At 32.2% G+C, this 12,691-nt stretch carries 13 protein-coding genes and 1 rRNA gene; all 14 read right to left on the bottom strand.

Annotated features, from left to right (window positions below; translation table 11 throughout):
- A 16S ribosomal RNA gene (locus tag ACQKNX_RS15620) occupies nucleotides 1-189 on the bottom strand; the annotation flags it as partial.
- A 556-nt stretch (nucleotides 190-745) separates the two neighbouring features.
- The gene (hpf, locus tag ACQKNX_RS15625) at nucleotides 746-1,297 is read right to left on the bottom strand and encodes a ribosome hibernation-promoting factor, HPF/YfiA family (RefSeq protein WP_340826329.1); all 552 of its coding nucleotides are present in this window, start codon (nucleotides 1,295-1,297) and stop codon (nucleotides 746-748) included.
- A gap of 88 nt (nucleotides 1,298-1,385) precedes the next feature.
- A complete protein-coding gene (locus ACQKNX_RS15630) occupies nucleotides 1,386-1,769 on the bottom strand; it encodes a PilZ domain-containing protein (protein WP_402762547.1) in 384 nt (127 codons plus the stop codon).
- Nucleotides 1,770-2,006: 237 nt separating this feature from the next.
- Complete coding sequence (gene fliS / locus ACQKNX_RS15635) at nucleotides 2,007-2,417, bottom strand: flagellar export chaperone FliS (RefSeq protein WP_427429676.1); 411 nt, start codon at nucleotides 2,415-2,417, stop codon at nucleotides 2,007-2,009.
- Between the two features lie 74 nt (nucleotides 2,418-2,491).
- On the bottom strand, nucleotides 2,492-2,851 hold the full coding sequence (locus tag ACQKNX_RS15640; protein ID WP_427429677.1) for a flagellar protein FliT: 360 nt from the start codon (nucleotides 2,849-2,851) through the stop codon (nucleotides 2,492-2,494).
- A 34-nt stretch (nucleotides 2,852-2,885) separates the two neighbouring features.
- A complete protein-coding gene (fliD, locus tag ACQKNX_RS15645) occupies nucleotides 2,886-5,369 on the bottom strand; it encodes a flagellar filament capping protein FliD (RefSeq protein ID WP_427429678.1) in 2,484 nt (827 codons plus the stop codon).
- A 19-nt stretch (nucleotides 5,370-5,388) separates the two neighbouring features.
- The gene (gene flaG, locus ACQKNX_RS15650) at nucleotides 5,389-5,769 is read right to left on the bottom strand and encodes a flagellar protein FlaG (protein WP_427429679.1); all 381 of its coding nucleotides are present in this window, start codon (nucleotides 5,767-5,769) and stop codon (nucleotides 5,389-5,391) included.
- 246 nt (nucleotides 5,770-6,015) lie between these two features.
- Nucleotides 6,016-7,152 (bottom strand): UDP-4-amino-4,6-dideoxy-N-acetyl-beta-L-altrosamine transaminase, encoded by a 1,137-nt coding sequence (gene pseC, locus ACQKNX_RS15655; RefSeq protein WP_427429680.1) that lies wholly within the window; start codon nucleotides 7,150-7,152, stop codon nucleotides 6,016-6,018.
- Nucleotides 7,149-8,192: a pseudaminic acid synthase gene (pseI, locus tag ACQKNX_RS15660; RefSeq protein WP_427430028.1), complete on the bottom strand. Its 1,044-nt coding sequence runs from the start codon at nucleotides 8,190-8,192 to the stop codon at nucleotides 7,149-7,151. The genes pseC and pseI overlap by 4 nt, the downstream gene beginning before the upstream one ends.
- 36 nt (nucleotides 8,193-8,228) lie before the next feature.
- A complete protein-coding gene (locus tag ACQKNX_RS15665) occupies nucleotides 8,229-9,560 on the bottom strand; it encodes an NAD(P)-binding protein (RefSeq protein WP_427429681.1) in 1,332 nt (443 codons plus the stop codon).
- A gap of 12 nt (nucleotides 9,561-9,572) precedes the next feature.
- Nucleotides 9,573-10,259, bottom strand: a complete 687-nt coding sequence (locus tag ACQKNX_RS15670; protein WP_427429682.1) for a WbqC family protein — start codon at nucleotides 10,257-10,259, stop codon at nucleotides 9,573-9,575.
- A 10-nt stretch (nucleotides 10,260-10,269) separates the two neighbouring features.
- Nucleotides 10,270-10,875: a class I SAM-dependent DNA methyltransferase gene (locus tag ACQKNX_RS15675; protein ID WP_427429683.1), complete on the bottom strand. Its 606-nt coding sequence runs from the start codon at nucleotides 10,873-10,875 to the stop codon at nucleotides 10,270-10,272.
- On the bottom strand, nucleotides 10,853-11,950 hold the full coding sequence (gene pseG / locus ACQKNX_RS15680; RefSeq protein ID WP_427429684.1) for a UDP-2,4-diacetamido-2,4,6-trideoxy-beta-L-altropyranose hydrolase: 1,098 nt from the start codon (nucleotides 11,948-11,950) through the stop codon (nucleotides 10,853-10,855). Before pseG ends, ACQKNX_RS15675 begins: the two co-directional genes overlap by 23 nt.
- Nucleotides 11,951-11,953: 3 nt before the next feature.
- Entirely contained in the window at nucleotides 11,954-12,688 is a 735-nt protein-coding gene (locus ACQKNX_RS15685) for a cytidylyltransferase domain-containing protein (RefSeq protein WP_141903969.1), read from the bottom strand.
- Nucleotides 12,689-12,691: the final 3 nt, after the last annotated feature.

Consider the following 12,691-nt stretch of genomic DNA (forward strand, 5'->3'; position numbering starts at 1 on the left):
ACAACAAGTTATTCGGTATTAGCCCCGGTTTCCCGGAGTTATCCCAAACTATAGGGTAGGTTGCCCACGTGTTACTCACCCGTCCGCCGCTAACGTCAAAGGAGCAAGCTCCTTATCTGTTCGCTCGACTTGCATGTATTAGGCACGCCGCCAGCGTTCGTCCTGAGCCAGGATCAAACTCTCCATAAAAGAAATTTGATTAGCTCAAATTGTTTTGCTGGCATCAATTTTGATGTCCAAAATTTTGTTTCGTTCACTAACATATGTTAGTTAATAAAAACTAAATGATTACGTTTTGCTTGTTCAGTTTTCAAGGTTCATGTTGCACTGCGTTTCGCAGCAACAAAAATTATTATATCAAAATATAATTATGTTTGTCAATAACTTTTTTAAAAGTTATTTTTGCTGTCAAAGTGACAGGAATATAATATACCACGATAATATTTCATCTGTCAACACTGTATTTGATTAATATTTCAATAATACAATTAGTGTTTGACGACAGGATTAAATAATAACATGTTAATTATAGATTAGTCAACAAACTTTATTAAAAATCTTCTTTTTTTATTTTTCTACTATATATCCTCGGAATAAGGACGCTTGCCGTACTTATTTTAGATTGAAATGCCCTCTATGATTATTATGTAAAACTTTACGCGTACCCTTAATCCTACTGAAGCCCTCCCATCTTTTATAGGAATAAAAAAAGAACCCTCATAATTGAGGGTTCTTAATCATTTATTTAAGTTGTTTCAATTAAGCCGTACTTGCCATCTTTACGTTTGTAAACAATGTTTGTGCCGTTTGATTCCGCATCAGTGAAAATGTAGAAATCATGGCCTAACATGTTCATCTGTAAGACAGCTTCTTCATGATCCATCGGTTTTAAATCAAACTGTTTAGTACGTACAATGGAATATTCGTCTTCCTCTGTTACAGTATCAGCTGCAGCTTGCGTTATAGCAAAATAAAGTCCTGCACCTTCACGCTCACGGAATTTACGGTTTACTTTTGTTTTATGCTTGCGAATTTGTCGCTCTAATTTATCAACAATTAAGTCGATTGCAGCATACATATCATTATGACGTTCTTCTGCACGAAGTGTTAAGTTCTTCATTGGAATCGTAACTTCCACTTTTGTTTGCTTGTCATTATAAACCTTTAAATTTACGTTAGCATTGGCGTTAACATCTTCGTTAAAATAACGTTCAACTTTTTCGATTTTAGTTTCTACATACTCTCGAATAGCTGGCGTTACCTCAATATTTTCACCACGAATGTTAAAGTTTAACATGTAAACTCCTCCTTTATAACTGCTATACTTCTTATTTCTACACAAGTGTGTGAAATTCCTCTAAAATAATTCTTTTTTCAATAAAATTTTATGAATTTATTTTTTTCTGTTTTGCTTCAGCCGTTTCTTTTTTACGACGCAATTTCAACTCGTCAACAATCAAATCCTCAATAGCGCCTTGATTATTGAAAAATACACCGTATTGTTTCCCATTACCATGAGGACGGCTCCAAATCACTTCGCCATATACTCGAATTTCTCTTGTATCAAGAACAAACCGTAAATCAAGAGGAGAAGGACGTACACCTAAATCAACCTCAGTAAACATCTTTAATCCCCTCGGACTAATATCCAATAAATCCGCCATTGCAGTTTGTGCATGATTCACTTTACCATTCTCATATATCGCAAAAGTCATATTAACCGGCTCGTCAAATTTAAAACGAAAGCCTTCTTGACGCTTAAATATCATTTTCCCCACCCCAATACTTTTCAAACATTTAGTTAGCTTGATTATGACACGAATACACGATTTTCATCTAGAGGGAATTAGTAACATATTTTACCGTTAAATCACCTATTTTATGACTATATGTAAAGTTCCTCTTGTCGATTTTTATATAATCTTAATAACTTTATCGTTTTTTAATTTGCATAATTTGTCTAATAAACAAAAGAGACCATCATCAAGCGATGGTCTCTTTTTTTATTAAACTTGTCCGTTATTCCCATTACCGAATTGTTGTTGTCGATTAATGCGAATAACTTCTTTCCAAGTATCCCGAAATTCTGTCACTAAGCCTTCAACTTCTTCAATGATGCTAACATCATTTTGGATATTTGCTTCTACTAAACGGCGATTCATATATTCATAGAGTGCTAACATATTTTTCGACACTTCAATGTCCATATTAAGTGTAGCCATAAACTCACTAATAATCGCTTGTGCTTTTAATAAATTTGTATTTTTGTCTTGAATATTTTTATCTTGAATCGCAAGTTTAGCTTTATTTAAAAACTTTAAGCATCCATTATAAAGCATTAATGTTAGCTCCCCAGGTGAAGCAGTTGTGACACTATTTTGCTTATACGCGTTTTGTGCTGTTAAATTTGCTGCCAATAAAGGACAACTCCTTTTAGATGTTACTTATTTACTATTTTAAACCATTAAACAAAGAAAAGCTAATATAGAAATTAATTTTTCTTATCGTAATACATCCCATCCATCACACGGACATTGCCATATGGATTAAAATATTGCGATTCACTTTTTTTCGTTTTTTGAAGGTTTGCCATATCCTGCTTTACTGCGCTCATTACAGCAGCCAATCGTTCTTTAATGCCATTATCTAATTCAAGCAAAGTACGATGAACGCGATCTTGTTCATCATAATTAAAACCTTCTTGTTTCAATCCATTGATAATCGTTCCACGCTTGTCCAACAAGTTATTAATTGTATCCACGTAGTCATCACGATCTTCGCCATTTGGGATATCGCCTAATAATTTATATAGATTTGCAGACGCCTGTAATAGTTGATTGGTTAGTTGCATAAATTTCTCCTACCTTGCTTCATTAAAAGCCTCATCAAGAACCTTGTGAGAACATACTTGATTGTGAATTGGCTTTATTGATCGCTTGTTCCATCGCCGTGAATTGCTTCCAATAACGAGCTTCGATATTTTCGAGTTTGCTCTTCCAAGTGCTAATTCGACTTTCAGTATCCATTAAATTTTTCCCGATTGCATATTGAGCGTCCGTCATCGTAGAACGACCAGCTTTTTTCTCAATATTAATTTCTAAAGTTTTCATCGATTCACGTAACTTGTCTAAATAACCACGTGTATCAACTGTTTTACCATCGACTACATCGTCTTTTTTACCTTCACTATTTTTAAAGAGTTTTTCGACTGCGTCTGGGTCTTCTTCTAAAACTTTGCGTAACTTTGTTTCATCAATTTCCAATGTGCCGCCATCATTATAGTTTTTAGTTGTCGTAATACCGATACTAAACAAAGTATTATATTTAGAGTCAATAGCTGGATTTGATTGATATACTAAAGAACGCATACTAGAAAGTCCTTCACGAATAAGGGTATCTCCTCTTAGTAAACCACTCTTCGCTTTTTCTTCCCAAAGTTTAATCTCACTTTCGGACATACTTTCTTTTTGCTCACTAGTTAATGGTGTATAATCGCGATATTTTGTTTCTTTCGTTTGATCAGTAAAATCTTTAATTAAACCATTATAAGTAGTGACAAATTCTTTAATTTTAGCCATAATGTCATCAACATTTGTTGTTGATGTCATTGTCACTGCTTGTGCTTTTGGTGCGGCATTTACTTTCGTATCATCTACACTACCATCACCATTTAAGATACCAGCTGCATCAGCATCTGCTTTTGCAGCATTTTGCGTTTTAGTAGCTTCATTTAAACGAGTAGTGGCTGCTTTTTCTTCAGCATCTGCAGTTAAGTACTCTGAACGTGTAATATTTTGATCCGCAAGCGCGTTAAATTCAGCCTTTTTCCCAGGTGTTAAGTTATTCCAAATTTCTTTTTGTTTGTCAGTTAAATCTTCAACCTTTTTAGATCCATCTTGCAATCCTTTAATTAAAGCATCTCCAAATTGACTATACTTTTGTTTTAAGTCATCAGCCTGAGCTTTTTCTTGATAAGTTTTTATAGTTGCCGAATCTGTTGCTATTAAATTAGTTAAATCATCTTTACTTAAAGATTTTAAGGCATCTTTTACTTCTTGTGAAAACTCTGTATTATCGTCAATATCTTTATGAATTTTTTCAATTGTATCATTACTGTCGTATGGGAACCGTTTAAGCGCATCAATGGCATTTTGGTCAAAATCTTTTAATTTTGTGCCATACTGTGCGTAATCAGCTTGAGCTTTAAAATCTGTTAATTGATCTTTATTTGAAAATAAAGCATCTAGTGTTTTGTCATCAAATTTCTTTAACTTTGCTTTGCTTTCATCACTTAAAGAACTTCCATCCAAATTATCTTTGATATCTTGTACCGACGACTGATTTTTGATGAAATCTATTTCATCTGTTGATAAGTTTCTCCATGTATCATTTCCTAGTTTATTATATTGGAGTTGTTGTGAAATAGTTAAAGTTTTTCCAAAAGCATCTGCATAAGCCTGTTCATGAGCGGCTGTGTAACTATTAATATCACTAGCACCATACGCATTTTGCTTTGTTGTAAGATTTGCTTGTTTATTTGCTAAATTAGTTGTGGCATTTTTAAATTCTTCCATAGCAGCTTTATATTTATCTGAAATTGTTTGAAGACCGTTAAATGTATCTTTTAACGTTACACTATAACCCGAAATTGTAAATGTATTTGTTGTTCTTTCTGTTGCAATACCATTTACGGTGAAAATAGCATTTTTCCCTTCTGTAGTTTGGACTTTACTAGGATCAGCAAATCCTAACTTGTTGAAAATTTCTACCCCACCCGTAACTTTGATTTCCTCATCGCCTTTAACGTCACCAGTGTTTTTGGCAGTAAATGAGAATCGGCCGTTTTCAAATACAGCGCTAATCCCTGCGTTACTAGAATTCACTTTACTAATAAACTGATTCACGGTCATATCAGAAGTAATTTCAATTTTTGTTGCTTCACTTGCCAATTGGCCATTGCTTTGAATTGCTTTAAATTCAATCGTCCCTGTTGCACCTAAATCAGACATTTTCGTTGAACCTACAGCACTTACTTGATCACCAACTTTACGGGCTGCTGTAGCTAATTGCGAAACACCTTCTATAGAAAGTGTTCCCGAAGCACTACCTGTTGCAGTAGCAGATACTAAATTAGAATTTGAACTAGCTGCTGTTTTAGAAAGGAAACTTTTTAAGACTAAATTATCAGCAATGTACGTATCAAATGTTTTTAATTTCGTATTAACACTACGATATGCGTCTCGCTGCCATTCATATGTTTGTTTCTTTTGATATAGCTTGTTTAATGGCACTTTTTCCGCAGTCATTAATTTTTTTACTAATGCATCTATATCCATTCCTGATGCTAATCCACCGACTCTATTTACCATAATAATTTCCTCCTAATATTTATATCTTTTCATCTACAATCATCCCTAATAGCTTTTGCATCTCATAAAATGCGTCTAAAAGTTTTTTAGGGGGGATTTCTTTTACGACTTCTTCTGTTTGGGTATCAACAACCTGTACAAAATAACGATCTAAACCGTCATGCAACACAAATTTAGAAGCATTATGATTTACTTGTAAAAACTCATTTACAGTGTCTACCACATTTTGCAGCTTGTCTTTTGATACTTCTTGGTCTTCAGTTGGTAATTCTCTTGATTGCCCTACTGACTGCGATTTAACAGTTGTCATCGGGAGTTCCTCTGAACCAACTTTCTTAGAAAATGTTGCTGAAGTTGCAGTTCCTACATCTGTAGACTGTCCTTGAGCTGCAATACGCATAATATGTAACCTCCTAAACATTTCTTGTTCTTATATTTAGTATCGGAAGTTTTTTGGAATGTTTCACCTTTTTGCGCTAACTACTTACTTTCAATGATACTCTTCTAAAAAACCTCTAGCTCAGATTATAATTTTCTGAACTAGAGGTTTTTAATGAATTAATAAAACAATCGTTAATAACGTTATTTAGATATCACCAGATGATCTTGTATTTCTTTAAATCTATTAATTTCAAATTAAAAGCTCTTATAATGAAACTTGTTCGCTTAAAATGCTCACAATATAGTTAATTTCATCATCAGTTAAACGAGGATGTATAGGCAATGTTAACGCTTTTTCATACCATTCCTCCGCTACTGGGCATAGCCCCCGCTCATAACCTAGGTTTTGATAATACGGATGCCAATAAACAGGTATATAATGCACATGGACACCAATATTTGCAGCTCGCATAGCATCAAATACTTGTTTCCGATTTGCTTCATCTAATTGAATCATGTACAAATGCCAGCCGGATTCAGTATCTTCTAATTGTTTTGGTATTGTAATTCCAGGAACGTGTTTCAAGGCTTCATTGTACTTTGCAGCAATTTCTTGTCTCCGCTTAATAAAGTGATCAAGCTTTTTCATTTGTGAAACACCGAGGGCTGCCTGTAAATCTGTCATCCGATAATTATAGCCTAATTCTGTCATTTCATAATACCAGTCACCTTGCTCTTTAGCATAAACTGTTGGCTCAATTCCATGGCTCCGGAACTTTAATAATTTTTTATAATAACATTCGTTATTTGTAACTATTACGCCACCTTCTGCTGTTGTTACAGGCTTTACAGGGTGAAAACTAAACATTGTCATATCTGCCTGTGTTCCAATTTTACGCCCTTTATAGCTAGAACCAAAAGAATGTGCACCATCTTCAATGACAACTAGTTTATGTTCATTGGCAATTTCCATAATTGCATCTATATCGACAGGTTGTCCAGTAAAATCCACAGGAATAATTGCCTTTGTTTTTGATGTAATCTTTGAACGGATTTGTTCAGGATTTATATTATACTTACGTTCATCAATATCCGCAAAAACGACTGTGCCACCAACATAACGCACACTGTTTGCACTTGCAGCAAAAGTGATAGGAGAAGTAATTACCTCATCCCCCTCACCAATTCCAGCTGCGTAACAAGCGCCATGTAAAGCTGCTGTTCCATTGCAAAAAGCTACCGCATATTTTGAACCAACATAATCTGCCACAGCTTGCTCAAACTGTGCAATTTTCGGTCCTTGTGTTAAGTTAGGCGAACGTAATGTTTCTATAACGGCTTGAATATCATCCTCATCTATACTTTGACTGCCATATGAAATAAATCGAGGTGAATCACTCATAGTAATAACTCCCAACTTAATGGTGTTCCTTTTATTACGTCCTGCTTAATTGCTTTACCAATTACAATATCGTAATATTTTGTAGGTAGACCTAATCCTGGTCGAATATTTCGAACATTCTCCTTTGTTAAGATGTCTCCTGCTTGTAAATCTTCCCCTATATAAAGGGAGCGACGGAATTTAGTTGAATCCTTCTCTGCACTAGTTGGGCCATATTGAATTTTCCCTAAACTATTCCATGCTCGTTCAGTTTCCTCTACAAGCATCTTTAATTCATGAGGTTCCATCGAAAATGCAGCATCCACTCCACCCTCGGCACGTGATGTTGTAAAATGTTTTTCAATTACAGTTGCACCTAATGTTACTGCTGCTACAGATACACCAATCCCCATTGTATGATCGGATAACCCTATTTCTGTATCGAATAATTCACGCATGTGTGGGATAGTTAACAAATTTGAGTTTTTAGGTGTGGCTGGATATGTACTTGTACATTTTAATAAAATAATTTTATTATTACCCTCAGCTCTTGCGGCTTGTACAGCTTCTTCAAGTTCAGATGCTGTCGCCATACCAGTTGAAATAATAATTGGCTTTCTTGTACGTGCAACTTTACGTATAAGTGGAATATCAACATTTTCAAAAGATGCAATTTTATATGCAGGTACATTTAGGGATTCTAAAAAGTCTACAGCAGTTTCATCAAATGGAGAGCTAAATGCTAATAATCCTAGTTCATTTGCACGTTTAAAAATTGACTCATGCCATTCCCATGGCGTGTAAGCCTCTTTATATAAATTATATAATGATTCACCTTGCCATAAATTTTCGTCAGAAATGAAAAACTCATTTGAAGAAATATTTAAGGTCATAGTATCTGCCGTATATGTCTGTAATTTAATTGCATCAACACCAGCTTCAGCAGCTAGTTCAACGATTTTAAGCGCTCTATCTAGGGATTGATTATGGTTACCCGACATTTCAGCAATAATAAATGGTTTATAATCTTTACCAATATAACAATCTCCAATTTTAATCACTTTATCCACCTATGCCCTCTCCTATATTCTAGAGTTTTATAGTCCACTATTTATTAGTTTATAGTATAAACTCGATAGAACTTCTTCCATGAAAAACTCTTTACTATTTCTACCAAAGAAAAGAACGTTATTCACTTGGTCTTGTAATTTTTCTTGCAAACTAATATCATTTCCATAAAAATCCATAAATGATATTGGGAAGCCATTTTTTAATATTTGTTTATTTGAAAATAACACTTTAGAGTCAATATTTATAATTCCCATATCTTTCAATTCTTCAACAATAATATCAATACTTAAATTTAATAAATTTTCATAGTTATCAATAACTTCAACTGTACAAGTATTACGATTAGAATCGGATAAATTTGAATATAATGTTATTCTGAAGCTTTTCATATGCTCATCATTACAATAAATATAATGATTATTACATTGAAATTGTTTATCGAATTCAAAGTCGAATAAACCAACCGCCCTAAATTTCTTTTCTGTTTGATTTTTTTCTAATGGACCTTCAATTAACTCTGAAAAAATATTAATTGGAATTGTCCATGTTATTAAATCACTATGTAATTTCTCACCATTATTTAATTCGATTTCTATTATATTTCCTGAATTATCAAATACAGCTTTATCTATGCTAATGCCTTTTATTATTCTTACTTTTTTTTGATTTAATAGGTCCTCTAATGATTCTATCCATTGATTAATACCTGGCGTTTTAGGGTACAAACTTTTTTTAAATGAAGCACCTATTGCATTTGATGTATTCGCTATTTTGTTATCGTAAAATACACTTTCTTTTAAATGATTAGTCATCAATTGATTTCCACAAATTAAACGTCCATAACCAAACAATAGATGTGCACGACTATTTAAATCATTTAGTTCTTCTCCATATAATTTTAACAATATAGGTTCAAATATTTTTTCTTTGAATGTTTTACCAAAAGTTTTTTCTAAATAATCATTTGCATTTAACTCTGATTCATTTTCAATAATCGATGTATTTAATAATTCGACAAGCCCTTTATAATATTCTTCTTTTTCAAGCATTTGCGTATTAATAAACTGACTGTCTTTATTTAGTCTTCCTTTATAATAATTACCCACTTCAAGAAATTCAAATTCATTCCATTTTGAATTATCTATATTACCAAATAATACTTGATCTAATTCCTCAATTCCAGTTTTACGAGGAACATGTGTGCCAAAATCAAAGCTTAGATCATTATCCATTTTTCTTGTTTGTAATAATCCGCCTAAAGAATCTGCACGCTCAATTAGTGTCACATGATGATTATCTGCTAATAATAAAGCACTTACAATTCCTGCAATTCCTCCACCTACTACAATAATGTCCATTTATATTCTCCTTCATTTAATATATTCTTTAGTTTTATCAATGCCAATATTCGCAATAACATCAAGTATAGATAAATAAGGAATAAATTCTTTACAAAGGTATTGAGCATACTGCTTTGGCTCAAAATTTTGATATTGAATACTAATATTTGATTGAGGTAAAATTTGTTCTTCTTCTATATATTGTTTAGATCCTATTGGACTTAAATATTCTGTTACCTCTAAGTAGTTACATATATTATGTAAATACATTGATTTCTGCCCACTAACAGGAATATCACTGCTAAATAGAATTTTAGTTTTTATATCCAATATTTCACAAATATCTTTTATTAACATTACATTGATATCTTGTAGTAAATTCATATTTAAATTAATATTTTTTTCGTAAAGAGTAATTACTTCATTGCCATAAGGATGATTCTCATATGCAAATTTTAATGTTTTAAAATGATTTTCTAAAATATTTTCTTCTAACACAATTTCCACTTGATTTATAAGTTGATTAGGCTTTCCTTTGCTATGAACAGGGATAGTCATATATTTTTCTTGGCCATTTAAAGATATACGATTTCTTTGTTGCCATGATCTTTTATTGAATTGTACATCGTTTAAAAAAACAAAATAATCTACATTTTGAATTAGATTAAAGTATCCTGACCAAGGCAAATATGTTGGTTGCATAATGGCACATTTCATAAATTTTCACCTATTTCATATAAATATAAGTTGTAAATTCAAAAGGAATAGTATTGGGTTTTAATTGATACTCATTACGTATAACAATATAAGGGGATATGTTTTCCTTCAAAAAACAAAATACTTCTTCAGGCTTAAAATAAAACAAATTATCTTCATAATAATCTACATAATGACTTAACATGTTAAACGCAATACCTTTTTCACATCTTTCAACAAGGTTTTTTATTGTATCTTGGAAGAAAGTTACGTTATCCTCCATTTTATTATTAAAGACACCACTAATAATTATATAATCATATTTTTCATCAGGAATTTCATCTACACTATAAAAACGAGATTCAGGATGTTTCACTTTAGCACATTCAAGAAGTTCTGGAACGATATCTATTCCTATATATTGAACATCAATATTTTGTTCTGTTAAATATGTAGCCAAATGTCCAGTACCACAACCAAAATCTAATAATTTTTTTCCTTCAAGTTGCTTTATATCAGCGATTTCTAATAAATATTGAAATCTTTTCTCTTGGCTTTCTCTGTCCGCCCATTGAGAGGATTTATGGGAATCCCCATATTTTTCAAATAAACTTTTATAATGTTTTTGAATATCCATTTCCAATCCCTCTACCTTCTAAAATATCTACAACCCTATTTACACCAAGTCCATCAAATATATCAAAACCTGCTTTACGAATTTTTTGAAGCTCTCTTACAGGCATATCCAAAACCGATTTAATCTTTTCTTCGTATCTTTTAAAATCATGGGTTGCTTCCATTAAAATAATTGCATTCGCTTTATTTAATTCTTCCATTGGAATAATCTGATTTTCAGCAACCGGAATAACGATACTTGGCAAGCCAATACAACATCTTTCCCAAGTTGTGCTTCCCCCTGCTCCAATACACAAATCTGCCTTTTTCATAAAACTACTAAAATCATTTGTTTGTGTATAAAAAGTTATATGTTTATAAGCAGAAAATTCTTTTACTAATTCTTCGTATTCGCGGTTGGATATACCGACTAATACATCAATTATCAGTTCATAACTGGAGGATAAATTATTGAGTGCTTTCAATACTTTTTTTGTTTCTTGTGTTACATCGGATGCACCAAAGTACACCAATATATTTTTAATAGATTTTTCTTCTATTTTTTTTCGATTTAGTAAAAACTCATCCCTCAATAATGCAAACGATGGACCAAATAATTTTGTAGTTTTTTGATTAACTAAATCCACATATCTATTTTTTTTTGTAAAATAGAAATTTTGGTCTAATAAAAAATCACATTGATGCTTTCTATTTTCTAAGTCATCAATAACTAATATTTGATGTACATATTGATAAATTTCATTTTCCCATTTTTCATCAAAAGCATAATGATCTAATATAACAATTTGAGCATTTAAATCTTTTAATATCTCACTAGTTAATATTGCATCCTCTTCCCAATTATGACTTAAAGATTCGTAGACTGTTTTTGTTTTATTTTGGGTATTGTTATTTGGCAATGTATAGACATTAAAACCTGCATGATCAATATATTGAATTAAATTCCCTGGCAAATCTCTACAAATGAATTCAACATTATGTCCCCTTTTATTTAATTCTGTAGCCAACGTTAAACAACGCATTATGTGCCCTGAACCAATATTAAAAGATGAATCGGCTCTTATAATGATTTTCACTGTTTAATCCACCTTTTTCTGCTTTACATTTGAATTAATTAATGCGATTTCTGGATGCTTATTAAATAAAGCCGTAATGTCATGCAAATTAAAAAGAGGGTTATCATGATATAACTTTGAAATAATGGTACTTATTAATTGAAAATCCTCACTAGTATCTACAGTTAAGCGATAGTTACTATAAAAACTTTCTTTTCCATAATGGCCTATATTAAAGACATCTGCATTGTTATATATATATGCAGTCACATGTTCTCGATTGCTTTTAGAAAAAGCCATTTTATAAGCTTTTTCTAAAACATCTTTAGAAAACACTTCAACATCATAACCACGTGGGTATGCACTTACCAAAGTATTAGTTACGTAATCAAAAAAACCATAATTATCCTTGTAATAGGAAATTGTTTCATCTATAACAATCGGATCGATAATTGGACAATCCGAAGTTAAACGAACTATTGTTGCCCCCCCAAATTTACAAGCTGTTTCATAATATCTAGTTAGAACATCCGTTTCAGGTCCCCGATGATATTTTATGTCATTTTTCACACAAAATTGTTCAATAATATCATCTTCACAATTTTTAGTAGTAGCTACTACAATTTGGTCAATTTCTTTTGATGCCTTAACTCTTTCCATTTGATACTCTAATAACGGTTTTCCATTAACCTCTTTTAAGATTTTCCCTGGTAACCGTGTTGAACCCATTCTAGCTTGGATAATTGCTGTAACTACCATTTT

The organism is Lysinibacillus sp. NPDC093712 (assembly GCF_050280025.1).
Classification (GTDB): domain Bacteria; phylum Bacillota; class Bacilli; order Bacillales_A; family Planococcaceae; genus Lysinibacillus.

Excerpts from the sequence above, each read along its gene's own strand:
- hpf (WP_340826329.1), bottom strand. The coding sequence starts at position 1,297 with ATGTTAAACTTTAACATTCGTGGTGAAAATATTGAGGTAACGCCAGCT.
- ACQKNX_RS15630 (WP_402762547.1), bottom strand. The coding sequence starts at position 1,769 with ATGATATTTAAGCGTCAAGAAGGCTTTCGTTTTAAATTTGACGAGCCG.
- ACQKNX_RS15640 (WP_427429677.1), bottom strand. The coding sequence starts at position 2,851 with ATGCAACTAACCAATCAACTATTACAGGCGTCTGCAAATCTATATAAA.
- fliD (WP_427429678.1), bottom strand. The coding sequence starts at position 5,369 with ATGGTAAATAGAGTCGGTGGATTAGCATCAGGAATGGATATAGATGCA.
- flaG (WP_427429679.1), bottom strand. The coding sequence starts at position 5,769 with ATGCGTATTGCAGCTCAAGGACAGTCTACAGATGTAGGAACTGCAACT.
- pseC (WP_427429680.1), bottom strand. The coding sequence starts at position 7,152 with ATGAGTGATTCACCTCGATTTATTTCATATGGCAGTCAAAGTATAGAT.
- ACQKNX_RS15665 (WP_427429681.1), bottom strand. The coding sequence starts at position 9,560 with ATGGACATTATTGTAGTAGGTGGAGGAATTGCAGGAATTGTAAGTGCT.
- ACQKNX_RS15670 (WP_427429682.1), bottom strand. The coding sequence starts at position 10,259 with ATGAAATGTGCCATTATGCAACCAACATATTTGCCTTGGTCAGGATAC.
- ACQKNX_RS15675 (WP_427429683.1), bottom strand. The coding sequence starts at position 10,875 with ATGGATATTCAAAAACATTATAAAAGTTTATTTGAAAAATATGGGGAT.
- ACQKNX_RS15685 (WP_141903969.1), bottom strand. The coding sequence starts at position 12,688 with ATGGTAGTTACAGCAATTATCCAAGCTAGAATGGGTTCAACACGGTTA.